9 protein-coding genes are annotated in these 16,647 nt (G+C 73.4%); 8 read left to right on the forward strand and 1 reads right to left on the reverse strand.

Features of this window, described 5'->3' with window-relative positions; all coding sequences use genetic code 11:
• Window positions 1-12: 12 nt before the first annotated feature.
• From MQP27_RS47465 to MQP27_RS47485, 5 genes are all read left to right on the forward strand, one after another.
• Complete coding sequence (locus MQP27_RS47465) at window positions 13-1,908, forward strand: NAD-binding protein (protein WP_242777655.1); 1,896 nt, start codon at window positions 13-15, stop codon at window positions 1,906-1,908.
• 178 nt (window positions 1,909-2,086) lie between these two features.
• Window positions 2,087-3,793: a PHP domain-containing protein gene (locus MQP27_RS47470; protein WP_242777657.1), complete on the forward strand. Its 1,707-nt coding sequence runs from the start codon at window positions 2,087-2,089 to the stop codon at window positions 3,791-3,793.
• Window positions 3,790-4,413 carry a hypothetical protein gene (locus MQP27_RS47475; protein WP_242777659.1) on the forward strand — a complete coding sequence of 208 codons (624 nt, stop codon included), beginning with the start codon at window positions 3,790-3,792 and terminating at the stop codon, window positions 4,411-4,413. The genes MQP27_RS47470 and MQP27_RS47475 overlap by 4 nt, the downstream gene beginning before the upstream one ends.
• Window positions 4,414-4,550: 137 nt before the next feature.
• Window positions 4,551-7,442 (forward strand): AfsR/SARP family transcriptional regulator, encoded by a 2,892-nt coding sequence (locus MQP27_RS47480; protein WP_242777661.1) that lies wholly within the window; start codon window positions 4,551-4,553, stop codon window positions 7,440-7,442.
• 96 nt (window positions 7,443-7,538) lie between these two features.
• The gene (locus MQP27_RS47485) at window positions 7,539-8,078 is read left to right on the forward strand and encodes a sigma-70 family RNA polymerase sigma factor (RefSeq protein ID WP_242777663.1); all 540 of its coding nucleotides are present in this window, start codon (window positions 7,539-7,541) and stop codon (window positions 8,076-8,078) included.
• On the opposite strand, the gene MQP27_RS47490 is transcribed toward MQP27_RS47485, so the two are convergent.
• On the reverse strand, window positions 8,062-9,468 hold the full coding sequence (locus tag MQP27_RS47490) for a hypothetical protein (RefSeq protein ID WP_242777665.1): 1,407 nt from the start codon (window positions 9,466-9,468) through the stop codon (window positions 8,062-8,064). The two genes, MQP27_RS47485 and MQP27_RS47490, sit on opposite strands and share 17 nt — an antisense overlap.
• 178 nt (window positions 9,469-9,646) lie before the next feature.
• On the opposite strand from MQP27_RS47490, the gene MQP27_RS47495 reads away from it, so the two are divergent.
• The 3 genes from MQP27_RS47495 (at window position 9,647) to MQP27_RS47505 (ending at window position 16,570) form a co-directional block, all read left to right on the forward strand.
• Window positions 9,647-11,734 carry an Rv2240c family protein gene (locus tag MQP27_RS47495; protein ID WP_242777667.1) on the forward strand — a complete coding sequence of 696 codons (2,088 nt, stop codon included), beginning with the start codon at window positions 9,647-9,649 and terminating at the stop codon, window positions 11,732-11,734.
• 80 nt (window positions 11,735-11,814) lie between these two features.
• Entirely contained in the window at window positions 11,815-12,108 is a 294-nt protein-coding gene (locus MQP27_RS47500) for a WXG100 family type VII secretion target (protein WP_242777669.1), read from the forward strand.
• A 70-nt stretch (window positions 12,109-12,178) separates the two neighbouring features.
• A complete protein-coding gene (locus MQP27_RS47505) occupies window positions 12,179-16,570 on the forward strand; it encodes an FtsK/SpoIIIE domain-containing protein (RefSeq protein WP_242777671.1) in 4,392 nt (1,463 codons plus the stop codon).
• Window positions 16,571-16,647 lie beyond the last annotated feature (77 nt).

A 16,647-nucleotide genomic window follows, 5' to 3' on the forward strand; every position in this document is an offset into this window, starting at 1 on the left:
GTTCAGCCTGATGTGACGTCAACTCTTCCCGACCGCACGGAACCCGCCCAGCGCGCCCAGCACATGGTGATCTGCGGCGACGACGGGCTCGCGCACCGGCTGGCCGTGGAACTCGACGGAGTGTGCGGCGAGGTCGTCACCGTCGTGCTGCCGTCCGCGAGCGACGAGCACGGGGCGGAGATCGCCGCACTGCACCGCGACCCGGGCTCGCCGGTCGAACTGCACCTCTCCGCGCGGCCCGACGAGCGGACCCTGCGCGCGGCGGGCGTCGAACGCGCCGCCGCGCTCGCCCTCACCTACCGCGACGACCAGGTCAACATGACCGCTGCCCTGCTCGCGCGGACCGTCAACCCCTCGGTGCGGCTGGTGGTCCGCATGTTCAACCGGGAACGCGGCCGGCATCTGGAGCGGCTGCTGGACCGGGCGGCGGGACTGTGCGAGGCCCCGGTGCAGGACACCTCCACCACCGTGCTCTCCGACGCCGACACCGCCGTACCGGAACTCGTCGCGGCCGCCGCCGTCGGGCACGGCCACACCCTCCAGGTCGAGGGCAAGGTGTTCCGCGGGGTCGTACGGCCCGCGCGGACCGCACCGCAGGGCACCGATCTGGCCACGCTGGCCGTGCTGTCCGGTGCGCATCAGGACGACCCGGCGAGCCAGGACAGCCCGGAGACGCCCGGGGAGGACGGGACACAGCTGCTGCCCGACGACCGCACCGCCCACCACCGGCAGTCCACGCACGGGCGGCTGATGCTGGAGGAGGTCACGCACGCCTCCGAACCGGCCGCGGGGGCGCGCCGTCCGCGGCTGCGCGGCTGGCTGCGCCGACGGCTGGCGCACCTGCCCTGGAAGGTCTTCCTCTCCCATCAACTCGCCGCCGTCTACGGTGCGTTGGCCGCGGTGGTCGTCGGACTCTCCACCGCCACCGCGCTCTTCGCCGACGAACACCCGTGGTGGAAGAACATCTATCTGCCGCTGCTGGACATCTTCACCATGGGCGACCCGGCCACCGAGGAGTCGCCCGCCCGTCGCGTCCTCCAACTGCTCGCCGGATTCGTCGGGTTGGCGGTACTGCCGCTGGTCGTCGCGGCGACCATGAACGCCACCGAGGCCTTCCGCACCGCCTCCGCGAACCATCCGCCCGACGACGACGTCAGCGGGCACATCGTGCTGGTCGGCCTCGGCATGGTCGGCACCCGCGTGCTGGCCCGGCTGCGCGCCACCGACCACCAGGTGGTGGCCATCGAACGCGACCCGCGGGCCCGTGGCGTCGCCCTCGCCCGGCGGCTCGGCATCCCGCTGATCCTGGACGACGCCACGGCCCCCGAGGTGCTCGAACTCGCCCGGGTCCGGCACAGCCGCTCCCTGCTCGTCCTCACCCGCGACGACGGCCAGAACCTCGACATCGTCATGGCCGTCCGCGAGTCCAACCCCGGCGTCCGGGTCGTGACGCGGTTGTACGACGACGGCTTCGCCGCCACCGTCCAGCGCACCCTGCGCGCCTCCTACCCGGACGCCCTGACCCGGAGCAGGAGCGTTTCCGCGCTGGCCGCGCCCTCGTTCGCCGCGGCGATGATGGGCCGGCACGTGCTGGGGGTGATGCCGGTGGAGCGCGGGTCGCTGCTGTTCACCTGCGTGGACGTGGCCGGGCACGCCGAGCTGGAGGGGCGGTCCGTGCGCCAGGCGTTCCGGGAGAACGAGTGGCGGGTGCTGGCGGTCGGGTCCGCCGCCGGGCCGCTTCCCGCGTCGTCGGGCGGGGACTCCCTCACCGGCCTCAACCTCGACCGCACGGAGTTCGACTGGCGGCCCGGGCAGGAACGGGTGCTGCGGGCGGGCGACCGGGTGGTGCTGGCGACGACGCGGCGCGGGCTGGACATCCTGATGACGGGGGTGGCGCGGCGCGACTGAGGCGCCGCGAGACCCGGTGGCGGCGGCTCGGCAAGGGGGAGGGCGATCGGCGGTTCTTTGCGCCTGCTTTACTTCCGGAGTTCTTTGTTCCGCCGCTGTGGCATCGCGCGCAGTTCATCGGGGGTGAACAGCCTCGGCCCCGTCCGACGCATACTCCGTTGCAGCAGCAGGAGCTGACATGGGCCACAGCGGTCACAGACACGGCCATGGACATCACCACCACGATCACGAGACCGGCACCGGCTCCCTGCCGCCGGCCCTCGACATGTCCGTACCGGACGAGGAGTTGACGCCCAGTCAGCTCTCGCGGCGTTCGATGCTGCGGCGCACCGGGCTGCTCGGAGCCGGGCTCGCCGCGGGCAGCGTGCTGGCCGGTGCGGGGGAGGCAGCCGCGTCGACCGTCGACATGCCCGCCACGCACGGCGGCTCCCGCTCCGGCGGCTACCTGTGGCTGGCCGGCGACCACCACATCCACACCCAGTACAGCTCCGACGCCAAGTACCGGGTGATCGACCACGTCCGGCAGGCCAACGCGCACGGCCTGGACTGGATGGTCATCACCGACCACGGCAGCGAGACCCACGCCAAGATCGGTGTGGAGAAGGTCAACCCGGACATCGTCGACGCCCGCGACCGGATCGACGACACCCTGGTCTTCCAGGGACTCGAGTGGAACATCCCGGCCGCCGAGCACGGCACCGTCTTCGTGCACCCGGGCAAGAACGAGGTCGCGGTGCTCAAGGAGTTCGAGAACTCCTTCGACGGCTCGGTCAAGGGTGCCTCGGCGAGCACCCCGGCCAACGAGGCGCTCGCCATCGCGGGCGTCAACTTCCTCGCCGACGCGGTGCGCCGCCGCAAGGTCAAGGATGCCCTCTTCCTCGCCAACCACCCGGCCCGCAAGGGCATCGACTCCCCGCACGAGATCCGCGGCTGGCGCGACGCCCAGCCCACCATCGCGGTCGGCATGGAGGGCGCCCCCGGCCACCAGGCCGGCGGTCTGCCCAAGCCGAACGGCCCGGGCGGGGCGCGCGGCATCTACGACAACAGCCCCAGCGCCGACTCCTTCACCGGCTACCCGCTGGAGAGCTACCGCACCTGGGGCGGCTTCGACTGGATGACCGCCACCGTCGGTGGCCTGTGGGACAGCCTGCTCGCCGAGGGCAAGCCCTGGTGGATCACCGCCAACTCCGACTCCCACAACGTCTACGCCGACACCGCCGTACGCGGCCCGAACAGCGACTTCAACGCCAACGGCCGCTACAACGACCCGGTTTACGGCGGCGGCCTCAACCTCACCGACACCGACTTCTGGCCCGGCCAGTACTCCCGCACCCACGTCGGCGCCGCGTCCTTCTCGTACCAGTCGGTCATGGACGGCATCCGGGCCGGCCGTGTCTGGGTCGACCACGGCGGGCTCATCAGCGGCCTCGACGCCCGGCTGCGCGGCGGCGGCCGTGCCGTCACCCTCGGCGGTGTGCTGCACGTGAAGCGCGGCAGCCAGGTCGACCTGGTGATCGACATCAGCCTGGCCAACGGCCCCAACTGGGCCCAGTTCGTACCGTCGCTGGCCCGCGTGGACGTCGTCCAGGGCGATGTCACGGGGCCGGTCGCCGACAAGGACGCCTTCGCCACGCCGAGCACCCAGGTGGTCAAGTCCTTCGAGGTCGGCAAGGCGACGGGCTCGGTCCGTCTGACGTACTCGCTGGGTCGCGTCGACAAGCCGGTGTACGTACGGCTGCGCGGTACCGACGGCAACCGCGGCGCCGTCGGCATCAACGGTCCGGCGATCGACCCGGCGGGCCCGGCCATGGACGTGCTCGGCGACGCCGACCCGTGGAAGGACCTGTGGTTCTACTCCAACCCGATGTGGGTCCTGCCCGCATGACGGCACCGGACTTCCTGCCCGGCGTCCGCTCCGTCATCGGGGTGGACGCCGGGACGGTGAGCCTGCGGGAGGCGGACCATCTCGTCCATCGACTGGCGGACGAACTCGGCCTCCCCGCAGGCACGTTCGCCTGCACGCATCTGATCCGCGAGGGCGAACGGCGGGGTACGGCCATCTCCTTCGCGTTTGAGGACAGCGGGGAGGCCGAGGCGGCTTGGCGGCGGCTGGTGCGGCTGGGCGAGCCGGAGGCCGGCGCGGTCCTGGGCGGCCGTGAGTGCGGCCCGGCCGAGGCCGTCCGCGCGGCGGGGACGGCGGCCGGGGAACACGCGGGGCGCCGTGGCGGCCGGGCTGTGCTCTATCCGGGCGTGGAACACCTCACCGGTACGGTCACCCTGGGGGAGCTGCTGAGCCTGACCGCCATCGACGAGGCCACCGTGGTCGGCCGGCCGTCGACGCCCGGGCAGGGGCCCGACCCCCGCACACCGGTGCACACCCGCGACCACGTACGCCCGGAATGGCGTGGCGGCCGTCTGGTCCTCGCCCTGGTTCCCGCTGCGGGGGACACCCTCGCGCCGTTCGAGGTGCCCAATCCCACGCCTTGCTGCGCGGACCACGGCTGACAACACGGCTGACAAAGGGAGTTGGCCGGTTCGACGCGCACGACGCTCCGTCGCCCCGCAACCATGCGCCGCCCGGCGCCCCCGGACTCTATGCTCGTCCGGTCGTTCTTGTCGTCACAGTCGGTGCAGGGGATTCGGTGCGTACTCGATTCGCCGTGCTCGGACCCGTCCGGGCCTGGCGCGGCGGCACCGAGCTGGTGCTCGGGCCGCCCAAGCAACGCGCCCTGCTCGCGCTGCTGTTGACCGAGGCGGGGCATCCGGTCGCCGTGCACGAGATCGTCGACGCGCTGTGGGGCCAGGACCCGCCGGACACCGCCGTCAACGTCGTCCAGCGGCACATCGGAGCCCTGCGCCGGCTGCTGGAACCCGAGCTCCCGGCGCGCGGCGAGTCACGATGGCTGGTGCGGGGCTCGGGCGGCTACCGCCTCGACGCCGACCCCGACTCCCTCGACCTGCTGCGTTTCCGCGAGCTGCGGCAGCGGGCGGCCAAGGCGGCGCAGGAGAGTGAACCGGCCGCCGCCACCGAGCTGTTGATCGAGGCGCTGGCCCTGTGGCGCGGTCCCGCGGCCTCCGGGATCGCGCCCGAGGTGCGCTCGTATCCGGCCTTCACCGCCCTGGACGGCGAACACCTGGCCGCCGTGAAGGAGGCGGCGGAGCTGGCCCTGGAGGCCGGCGGGGGGCTCGGCGCGCGGGTGCTGGTGACGCTGCGGCAGGCCGCGGCACAACACCCGTTGGACGAAGGGCTGCAGGCCAGGCTCATCCTGGTGCTCGCGGCCACCGGGCACCAGGCCGAGGCCCTGGACGTCCACCGGACCGTACGCACTCGCCTCGCCGACGAGTTGGGCGTGCAGCCCGGCCCCGAACTGCAGGCGGCCCAGCAGCGGGTTCTCGGCCGTACCCAGACGCTGCGTGCCTCCGTGCCGACCGGTTCCGGCGAGGACGCGGGGGAGGAGGACCTCCAGCCGGCGCCCGCCGCCACCGTACGGCCCGCACAACTCCCCGCGGACCTCGCCGCGTTCACCGGCAGGCGCAGCGAACTCGCCCGCGTCCGGGAGCTGTTGCCGCCGTTCGGGGAAGCCATGTCGACCGTCGTGATCAGCGCCATCGGCGGCATGGCCGGAGTCGGCAAGACGACCCTCGCGGTGCACTGGGCGCACAGCGTCGCCGACCGCTTCCCCGACGGACAGCTCTACGTCAATCTGCGCGGCTTCCATCCGACCGGCTCGATCATGAGCGCGGCCGAGGCGATCCGGTCGTTCCTCGACGCGTTCGGCGTCCCCGGGCAACGCATCCCGGCCGGGCTCGACGCGCAGGCCGCGCTGTACCGCAGCCTTCTCGCCGACCGCCGCGTCCTGATCGTCCTCGACAACGCCCGGGACACCGAGCACGTGCGGCCGCTGCTGCCCGGCGCGCCCGGCTGCCTGGTCCTCGTCACCAGCCGCAGCCAGCTGTACGGCCTGGTCGCCGGTGAGGGCGCGCACTCCCTGACGCTGGACGTGCTCACCCGTGACGACGCCCGTGAGTTCCTCTCCCGCAGGCTCGGCGACGAACGCGTCGCACGCGAACCCGACGCCGTCACCGAGATCATCGACCTGTGCGGACGGCTCCCGCTCGCGCTCGCCGTGGTCAGCGCCCGCGCGGTGGTGAACCCGAGCTTCCCGCTCGCGTCCGTCGCCGCCGAACTGCGCGAGAGCGAGGACAGCCTCGACGCGTTCTCCGGCGAAGCTCCGGTCGCGGACGCACGCAGCGCGTTCTCGTGGTCGTACCAGCTCCTCAGCCCGGCCGCGGCGCGTGTCTTCCGGCTGCTCGCCCTGCACCCCGGCCCCGACTGCTCGCTCGCCGCCGTCGCCAGCCTCGCCGGGCAGCGTATCGGCCAAGTGCGGCCGCTGCTCGGGGAGTTGGTCCGCGCCCACCTGCTGTCCGAGCCCGTGCCCGGCCGTTACGGCTGCCACGAGCTGCTGCGCGCCTACGCCACCGAACTGGGCCGGGCCGAGGACGGCGTACCGGACCTGGACGCGGCCAGGCGCCGCCTCCTCGACCACTACCTGCACACCGTGCACGCGGCCGACACCGTCATCGCGCCCACCCGGGAACGCCTCCAACTGCGGCCCCACGCACCGGGAGTGACCGTGCCGCGGCTGCCCGACCAGGCGGCCGCTGCCACCTGGCTGGAGGCGAACCGGTCCGTCGTGCTCGCCGCGATCGAGCAGGCCGCACGGCACGGCAGCGGTGAGCACAGCTGGCAGCTGGCCGCGACCGCCGACCTGTACCTCGACCGCAACGGCCACTGGCAGGAACAACTCGCCGCGCAGACAACGGCGTTGGGAGCCGCCCAGCGGCTGGGCGACATCCGGGGCCAGGCACACGGGCACAAGGCGCTCGGCTTCACCAACGGCCGCTTCGACCGGTGGGACGAGGCCGACGCACACCTCGCGCGCGCCCTTGAACTGTTCGCCGAGATCGGCGACGGGATCGGGCTGGCCAGGGTGCACCGCCACTGCGCCTACCTCGCCAACCGGCGCGAGCGGCACGAGGAGGCCCTCGGCCACTACGCCGACGCGAGCAGCCTCTACCGGGCGGCCGGCTGGGCCAGCGGCGAGGCGTACGTGGCCAACGAGGTCGGATGGACGTACATCCTGATGGGCCGGTACGAAGACGCCCTGAAGGAGTGCGGCCGGGCGCTGGCGGCCCACCAGCGGACGGGGGACGGCAACGGTGTGGCCTCCGCGTGGGACAGCCTCGGCTACGCCCATCACCACCTGCACGAGCACGACCGGGCGCTCGAATGCTACGAGCACGCCCTGCGGTTGTACCGGGAGAGCCGCGACCGCTACCTGGAGGCCGACACCCTGGTGCACATAGGCGACACCCACCGCGCGAGGGGCGAGAACGGCCGGGCCGCGCTCGCCTGGCGCGAAGCGGCCGCCATCCTGGAGGACATCGGTCACTCGGAGGCCGCGCAGGTCCGCGACCGGCTGAGGGACCTCGCCGTACCCGATCCCGTACCCGATCCACCCGGGCGTCAGTAATCCGTCAGAGTTCCGGAAGTGGGTCCTGCCTACGCTCCCCGCTCCGCTCCAACCGGAGTCGGAGCCGCGTACGGCAACCCCTTCAGGAACTGGATCATGACCACGACCACTGACGTGGCCGCCGCGTCGGCCGCGCACCGGGACCAGCTGCTGCACACCATGATGGCCGACCACGCGAAGGCCCTGCTCGCCTACGCCGAGAAGCTGCTGAAAGACCGTCACACGGCCGAGGACATCGTCCAGGAGGCCCTCATCCGCGCCTGGCCGCACGCCGAACGCCTCTACAGCACCGAGGGGTCGGTGCGGGGCTGGCTCCTCACCGTGACCCGCAACCTCGTCGTCGACCGGAAGCGCAGCGCGGCCGCCCGCCACGAGACCATCGGCGCCGAGGACCGGGACGTACCGCTGCCCGACCACGCCGGTGACGTGCTGACCTCGGTCGAAGCGACCGACCTGCTGCGGGAGTTGAGCCACGAGCACCGTGAAGTGCTCGTGCACACCTGCATGTTCGGCCGCACCGCGCAGGAGACCGCGCGCATCCTCGGGATACCCGCCGGCACCGTCAAGTCCCGCCGCCACTACGCCCTCAACACCCTGCGCGCCAAGGCCGACAGGAGACTCAGGCCGGCACGGTGAGCCGTACGTCCAGGACCGGGATGTCGACATGGCCGTCGGCGTCGGTGCGCCAGCGCCAGTGCGCGCCGCCCGCCTCGCCGTAGACCAGCCCGGTCCAGCCCGCGCCGCCCGGCCCGCACAGGGCGGCCAGCTCGGCGGCCTCCCGCTCGCCCGGCGTCCCGGTCACCACGACCAGGCCCCGCACCGGCCGCCGCGAGGCTCCGGCGCGCACCGTCCCCCGACCGGCGACGGGCGCCGCGGGAGCGGGGGCGTCCACCCGCGGCAGCTGCCGCAGCCCGTCCGGCACGGCGAGCGGCAGGTCGCCGTCCGCCCCGCGCAGCACGGTCACCGGGGTGTTCGGGCGGGTGCGGGCGATCTCCGCGAGGAGATTCTGTACGACGTCCCGAGCCACCGTCCGGTCGCCGCTCACGCTGAGGACGCCGTCCAGCCGGCTCAGGTCCACGAAGACGGGCTCACCGTCCTCGTCCGTGCCCGCGCGGACCAGGCAGGCGGCGCCGACCGAGGCCTGCGCGGCCGTGCCGGGTTCGTCGCCGCGGGTCAGCCAGCCGGTGGCCGCGGCGGGGCGGCGCCAGCGGGTGCTGTCGACGTTCGTCCAGGGGGCGTCGGCCGAGTCGGAGGCGGCCAGCCACACCGTCACACCGGTGGCGTCGACGCGCAGGGCGTGCACCGGCTTCTCGGGCTGCTGCCGGGTGGGCGCGAACTCACCCAGGGTGCCGTAGGCGCGTCGTACCGACTCCGCGTCGGTCGCGAACCGGCGGCCCGTCGCCCGGCGCTGCATCAGCAGGCGCCTGCGCCGCATCGGCTCGCCCAGCCCGCGGACCGCGCGGACCGTGGCGGCGTACGCCTTGCGCACCTTCCGGCGGCCGACGATGCCCGCGGTGATCAGGGCGAGCAGGAACGCGCCCAGCACGGCGACGGCCGCCGCCAGCGGGAAGGTGAAGGTCGCGGACGTCTGCTGTCCGGAGGCCGGGGGTGCGGACGTGGCGCTCTGGGCGCCGGTGTCCCGTGCCAGTTGGACGTCGGGGCCCGAGGCGTCCTGGGGCAGGCGCAGGATCCAGCCGGGGTGCAGCTGGTCCGCCGGGTCGGTCAGCGCCCCGCCGTCCTTCTGGGCCTGGCCGCGGTTCAGGTCGAAGATCTCGCCGGAGCGCGAGGCGTCACCGAGTGTGGAGGCGGCGATCGACTGGAGCGTGGCGAGCTGCCCGCCCGTCTGCGCGGGGTCCGGGACGACGAACACCTTGATCAGATCGTCCTGGGGCGCCGCGTGCGCGGACGCGGTGGCGCCGATGGTCATGAGACAGGCTGCCAGCAGCGCAGCCAGGGCCCGCAGGAGTGTCCGTGCCGTGACGGTTGCCGGCCTGTGCTCGGGCCTCGCGCCCGCGCCGTTGCTCATCGTGTCCGCCCTTCGGGGTTCCGTTGCACCGACTACACGGGGCGGCCCGCCGAAAACGTTCGAACGGAAGTCGCCCTGAACTTCCCGGACTTCGAAGGCAAGTCGCTTTGAACCATCCGCGACACCGACCCCGTGTACCTGGCGACCACTCGTCACAGGCAGCGCACCGGGGGATCCCATGGCACGTCGGCACTCGAGTCCCGAGGACTTCCGTCTCGTCGGCATGGACTCGGACCCGACCCCCGGCGACCCGGACCTGATCCAGGGCGTGATGCAGCGGTACCGGGACATCGGGGACGCCGCCGAGAAGGCGCTGAACGTGCTGAAGAAGGACGGCACGATCTCGCAGGGCCGGGGTTCGGCGATGGACCAGCTGAAGGAGAAGATCGGCGACGATCTCCCGGACAAGCTGACCAAGACCATGAACTCGTACCACGACGCGGCCCAGGCCTACAGCGACTACATGCCCCGGCTGCGCGAGGCCCAGGACACCTTCGACCGGGCCGTGGACCAGGCGCAGGCCGCCGCGCCCGCGGCGAACCAGGCGCCCAAGGAGCTCGGCGCGAACCCGACGGACGCCGAGAGGTCCGAGGCGCGCAAGGCGCAGGACGCCATCGATGCCGGCAAGTCCCAGCTGAACGCGGCCAAGAGCCTTGCCGAGCAGGCGAAGTCGATGCGGGAGAGCGCGCAGCGGCAGTGCGCCGACGTGCTGGACCGGGCTGCGGGGGAGGCGATTCCGGAGCGGAACATCTTCCAGAAGATCGCCGACTTCTTCAAGGACTTCCCGTTCGTGCAGATCCTGCTGGCCGCGCTCATCGCCGTGGTCGCGGTGTTCTTCCCGGTGGTGGGGGCGCTGCTCGGCGGCGCGTTGTTCGTCTTTAACCAAGTGATAGCCAGTCAGACCGGCGGTATCAAAGCCGGTGACTTCGTCGTCGGGCTGCTCGGGATCATCCCCGGCGGCTCGCTGCTGAAGCTGGGCGGTCGGGCCGTGGAGGCGATCGCGCCGGCCGCCGTGGCCGCGGTGAAGAACTCCGGGTTCATCGCGAAGAGCACGGCGTCGATCACCAAGATCGGTGAGTCCTTCAGCAACAGCAAGATCGTGAGCGGGGTGCTCGCCAATCCCATCGGCAAGGTGGGTGCGGAGGTCACCGGGAAGTTCCTCACCAACTCGGCGCTGGAGGCGGGGGCCAAGGCGGCCAACCACGACCAGATCACGGCCGCGGGCGTGTTCGCCGGGGCCGCGGCGGGGGCGGTGGCCGGGGCGGCCTTCAAGGGCGGCATCGGGAAGATCGGCAAGAGCCGCGGGAACCCTCCGGTGGAGGAGGGCAAGGGCGGCCGCTTCGGCGACACGACGGCGCCGGCGGCCGGGGACACGGTCGGCAAGCGGGCCTCCGACCAACTCGGCGGCGCGATCGAGGAGGGCGCCACGCTCGGCACGAAGATCGGCGTGGGCGTGGCGCAGGGCGGTGACCCCAACGAGGTGGCGGCCGGTGAGATCGCCAACTCCGCACCGAAGCTGGGCGCCGGGCCGGTCGGCAAGGCGGGCCTCGGCCGCTCGATCGACGGCCTCGCCGACAAGATCCCGATCAAGGGCAGCCCGAGGCCGTCGACGGCGGCGCCGAACACACCGCCTGCCGGGCAGCCGACGACACCGGCTCCCGCGAACGCGGGGGCCGGGGCGCAGGGACCGGCGGCCGACGGTGGGAATGGCGGGGCCGGGGCGCATGGTCCCGGGCCGGACGGTGGGAATGGCGGGGCGGGGGCACACGGGCCCGGGCCGGACGGTGGGAATGCCGGCGCCGGGGCTCACGGGCCCACGTCGGCCGATCCGGCGAACGTACCCCTGCCGGCGTCGCCCACGAGCCCGCGCCCCTCGACCCCCGCGCCGGTGGATCCGGCGAACGTGCCGATCCCGCCGTCGCCCACGAGCCCGCGCCCCTCGACCCCCGCGCCGGTGGATCCGGCGAACGTGCCGATCCCGCCGTCGCCCACGAGCCCGCGTCCCTCCACCCCCGCTCCGGCGAACCCGGCGGACGTGCCGCTTCCGCCGTCTCCGACCGCTCCGCATGCGCCGGTCACGGCGCCCTCGCCCGCCGCTCCTGGCGACGGGTCGGCCCCCGGGCGCCCCACCGTCCCGCCCATCAGCACCTCCGACTCGCAGTCGAACTCCGGCAGCGAGCCCGCGTCGCCGTCGCCGAGCAGCGACGGGTTCGTCACCGCGCCGACCAGTCCCTCGGAAGGCGACAGCGGCGGCAACGGCCGCTGACCGAGCGGGCGTTCGCGCACCACCAGTCGTCCGTCCGCTACCCGGACGGATCGCTCCAACCATCAGCAAGGAGAACTCCCATGCCCAACTACGCCGTCAACTCCGACACCACGTCGTCCACTTCGCAGGCCCTGCTCAACGACTTCTCCCAGCTCCAGGACAAGCTCAACGAGGTCCGCGGCAAGATCACCAACCTGCTCGCCGACGGCTACAGCACGCCCGCCGCGCAGCAGAAGTTCCAGCCCTTCTTCGACGAGTTCGCCAAGGGCTTCGAGCAGGTCAACCAGGGTCTGCAGGGCATCGGCCAGTACGTGAAGTCCGTCGGCGAGGCCTTCGACCAGACCGACAGCCAGCTCGGCTCCAACCTCTCCTGACCCCACGGCCCGGCTCGCCGCCACGGCGGTCGGTGCCGCCCCCACCTCCACACGAGAAGGACGATGAGCAGTGCGATTGACCGTCAGCGTGCGTGACCCGCAGGTCGAGGGGGTGTCCACCACCGTCGCCGTGGAAACCGAACCGTCCGCCCAGGCGGGCAGGTTCGCGGCCGAGCTGGCCCGAAGCGTCGGACATGCCGGGGCGGCCACGGGGGAGCCGCCCCTGTACATCGGCTCGACCCCCGTCGACCCGAACACCACGCTCCAGGGCGCCGGTGTGCGGGACGGCATGGACCTCGGGCTCGGCGCCCCCCTGCCGCGGGAGCCCGAGCCCGAGGGCAGCACCGAGGTCCGTGTCGTGTCGGGGCCGGGCGCGGGAACCGTGTTCCGCCTGGTCCCGGGCGACTACGACATCGGCAGCGCCACGGTCTGCCGGATCCGCCTCGCCGAGGGTGCGCCGATGCTCGCGGCCCGAGTGCGGGTCCGGCTCGACGGCAGCGCCCAACTCCTCATGACCGACATGGCGTTGCTCGACGGCAAGCCCGCCGAGGACGCCTCGCCCTGGCGGGAGGGAAGTCAACTCGCCGTCGGCGACATCCTGTTGGAGCTGACCTCACGGCCCACGGCCCGCGCCCCGCTGACCCCGGCCCAGGACGGCCTCGGCCTGGAGTTCAACCGGCCGCCGAGGTTCCTGCCCCCGGCCGCGGGCGCCAGGTTCCGGCTGCCCACCCCGCCGGTCAAGCCCGACAAGCGGCCCATCCCGCTGCTGCCGATCCTCCTCCTGCCCGCGGGCAGCGCGGCCATCGCCATCTTCGTCACCCACCGCTGGTCCTTCGTCTTCATCGCCCTCCTCTCGCCGATCGCCGCCCTGGTCACCCAGTTCGGCGGCCGCAAGCAGGCGATGCTCAAGTACCTGGAGAAGAAGGAGGAGTACGACGGGACGCTGGCCCGGGTCCGCGCGGACATCGAAGCGGCCGTACTCGAAGAACAGCACAACCTGCGTCTGTCGCTGCCCGATCCGGCCACGCTGCTCCAGATGGCGGTCCAGCCCTCGGAGCGGCTGTGGGAACGCCGTTGGCAGGACCCCGACTTCCTCACCGTGCGCGTCGGCACCACCGATCTGCCCTCCTCCGTCAGCGTCGACGACCCCGAGCAGGACGAGCACAGGCGCTCCACCGTGCCCTGGCTGAACCAGGTGCCGGTGGCCGTGCCGCTGCGCCGGGCCGGGGTCGCGGGCATCGCGGGCCCGGGCGCGACCAGGCTCGCCGGGTGGCTGACCGCCCAGGCCGCCGCCCTGCACAGCCCCACCGACCTGCGGATCGTCGTCCTCGCCGGACCGGACGGCGAACGGGACTGGTCCTGGACCCGCTGGCTGCCCCACGCCCAGGCCCAGGGCGAGGACGCCTACGCCCTCATCGGCAGCACCGCCGAGTCCCTGGCCCGCCGTATCGGCGAACTCGGCCAGCTCGTCGCCGCCCGCGTCGCAGCCGGACCCGACCTGGTCCGCGGCGGCGTGAACGGCTACCCCGACGTCCTGGTCGTCCTCGAACAGGCGCGCCGCGCCCGCTCGTTGCCCGGCGTGATCGCCCTGCTGCGCGACGGCCCGTCCGTCGGCGTCCACACCCTCTGCATCGACCGCGAGGAGCGGCTGCTGCCCGAGGAGTGCGGTGCCGTCGTCGTCACCGGCGCCGACGCCACCACGGCCAAGGTCCGCACCGGCTCCGCCGCCGCCCTGGAGAACGTCCGCGGCGACTCCCCGGAGCCCGACTGGTACGAGCACTTCGCCCGCGCCCTGGCCCCCCTGCGCGGCGTCGGCGACAGCGACGAGAGCGCCCTGCCCGGCTCCGTACGCCTGCTGGACCTGCTGAACATCGAACCGCCCACCGCCGAGGCCGTGGTGGCCGGCTGGTCGCTCGGCGGCCGCAGCACCAGGGCACTGCTCGGGGTGGGCTACGACGGTGAGTTCGCCGTCGACCTGGTGCGCGACGGACCGCACGCGCTGATCGCCGGCACCACCGGTTCCGGCAAGTCCGAACTGCTGCAGACCCTCGTCGCCACCCTCGCCGTCGTCAACCGGCCCGACGAGATGACCTTCGTGCTCGTCGACTACAAGGGCGGCAGCGCCTTCGCCGAGTGCGCCGACCTGCCGCACACCGTCGGCCTGGTCACCGACCTCGACACCCGCCTCGTGGAGCGGGCCCTGGTCTCCCTCGGCGCCGAACTGCGCCGCCGCGAGACGCAGTTGGCGCAGGCCGGCGCCAAGGACATCGAGGACTACCTCGACAAGCGGGCCCGCGGCGGCAACGTACTGCCCCCGCTGCCCCGACTGCTGCTGGTCATCGACGAGTTCGCCTCCATGGTGCGCGAACTGCCCGACTTCATCTCCGGGTTGGTGAACATCGCGCAGCGCGGCCGCTCGCTCGGCATCCACCTGGTCCTCGCGACCCAGCGTCCCGGCGGCGCGGTCACGCCGGACATCCGCGCCAACACCAACCTGCGCATCGCCCTGCGCACCACCGACACCAGCGAGAGCCGGGACATCATCGACGCCCCGGACTCCGGGGAGATCTCCCCGGCCAACCCGGGCCGCGCCTACGCCCGGCTCGGCCCGTCGGCCCTGCTGCCGTTCCAGTCGGGCCGCGTCGGCGGCCGCCGTCCGGGCGGTGAGGTCCCCGCCGGGACCGAGGTGACCGTCCACGCGGAGCCGGTGACCTGGCAGAACCTCGGTGGCCCGCTGCCGTCCGCCCGCTCCCGGGGCGGCTCGGGAGCGGCACGCACCGAGGCCGTCACCGACCTCGCCGTCCTCGCGGGAGCCGTGGCACAGGCGGCCCGGCTGGCCGACGTACCGCGCCAGCCGAGCCCCTGGCTGCCGCCGCTGCCCGCGCTGCTCCCGTGGACGCCGTCGCCCGCGCCCAAGCAGACCGCCGAGCGCGAGGCGGCCCTGCCCGCCGTGGAGTACGGCATCGTCGACCTGCCCGCCCAGCAGACCCGTGCCCCGCTGGTCCTCGACCTCGACCGGGCCGGTCATCTGCACATCGTCGGCTCGCCGCGCAGTGGACGCTCCCAGACCCTGCGCACCCTCGCCGCGGCACTGGCCCAGGCACACGGCGCCGACGACGTGCACCTCTACGGCATCGACTGCGGCAACGGCGCGCTCAACGCCCTGACCGCGCTGCCCCACTGCGGCGCGGTCGTCGACCGTAACCAAGTCGAGCGCCTGGGACGCCTGCTGGACCGGCTCGGCGCCGAACTCACCGCTCGCCAGAGCATCCTGGGCGCGCGCGGCACCGCCGACCTGACCGAACTGCGCCGCAACCAGGCGCCCGAGGAGCGGCTCGCGCACATCGTGCTGATGGTCGACCGCTTCGAGGTGTTCGAGCGGGAGTTCACCGCGTACGACAACGGCAGCTACCTGGAGCGCATGCTGCGGCTGCTGCGCGACGGCGCGGGCGTCGGCATCCATGTCGTGCTCGCCGGTGACCGGGTGCTCGGCAGCAGCCGGTTCTCCGGCACCACCGAGGACAAGATCGTCCTCAGGCTCAACGACAAGCAGGACTACTCCAGCGTCGGCATCCCCACCAAGTCCGCGCCGACCGACCCCGAACCCGGGCGCGGCATCCGCACCCAGGACCTCAGCGAGGCCCAGATCGCGGTGCTCGGCGAGGACCTGTCCGGCACCGCGCAGGCCGAGGTGCTGTTCACCCTGGGCCGGGAGCTGACCGAACGCGAGGCCGCGGTCCCCGCCGCCCGCCGCCCGATCCGGCTCGACGTGCTCCCCGACCGGATCGCGTACGCCGACGCCCTCGCCCTGCACACCCACGGCGGGCCCATGCGGCCCCTGGTGGCCGTCGGCGGCGACACCCTCACCTCGCTCGGCCCCGACCTGGCGGACGTGCCGACCTTCGTGGTCGCCGGGCCGCCGCGCACCGGCCGCAGCACCGCCCTGCTCGTCGCGGCGGAGTCGCTGCTTTCCGCCGGGACCGGGCTCATCGTCCTCGCACCGCGCCGCTCACCCCTGCGGAACCTGCTGGGACGGCCCGGTGTCGCCACCGTCATCACCGACGCCGAGGTCACGGCGGGCGAGTTCCGCCAGGCCCTCGGCAACGTCCCGGAGGAGCACGGTGTGATCGTCGTGGACGACGCCGAACTCTTCATGGGCGCCGAGATCGACCCCGACCTCGCACTGCTCGCCCGCGGCGGCGCCGGCACCGGCTGGGGCCTGCTCGCGGCCGGCAACGCCGAGTCGCTGGCGCTGAGCCTGGCCGGATGGATGGGCCAGGTGAAGCGCAACCGCACCGGCATGCTGCTGTCCCCGCAGGGGCTGAGCGACGGCGAGGTCATCGGCGTCAAGCTGACCCGGGGCGTGGTCGGACAGGCCCCGCAGCCGGGCCGCGGCCTCGTGCACCTGGGCGACGGGACCCTGCGCACCGTACAGGTACCGCTGCTCGACGCGGACCTCTGAGACGGGGAGGTGCGCTCCCGCTTCCCCCGCGGGAGCGCACCTCCCTCCGCACGCCGAAGGGCGGCCGGACCGTGGTG

This window comes from Streptomyces cylindrosporus, from assembly GCF_022698165.1.
GTDB classification, from domain to species: domain Bacteria; phylum Actinomycetota; class Actinomycetes; order Streptomycetales; family Streptomycetaceae; genus Streptomyces; species Streptomyces cylindrosporus.

Bases quoted from the DNA above. Each gene is read 5' to 3' on its own strand.
- MQP27_RS47495 (WP_242777667.1), top strand. From the start codon at position 9,647: ATGGCACGTCGGCACTCGAGTCCCGAGGACTTCCGTCTCGTCGGCATG.
- MQP27_RS47490 (WP_242777665.1), bottom strand. From the start codon at position 9,468: ATGAGCAACGGCGCGGGCGCGAGGCCCGAGCACAGGCCGGCAACCGTC.
- MQP27_RS47475 (WP_242777659.1), top strand. From the start codon at position 3,790: ATGACGGCACCGGACTTCCTGCCCGGCGTCCGCTCCGTCATCGGGGTG.
- MQP27_RS47485 (WP_242777663.1), top strand. From the start codon at position 7,539: ATGACCACGACCACTGACGTGGCCGCCGCGTCGGCCGCGCACCGGGAC.
- MQP27_RS47500 (WP_242777669.1), top strand. From the start codon at position 11,815: ATGCCCAACTACGCCGTCAACTCCGACACCACGTCGTCCACTTCGCAG.
- MQP27_RS47470 (WP_242777657.1), top strand. From the start codon at position 2,087: ATGGGCCACAGCGGTCACAGACACGGCCATGGACATCACCACCACGAT.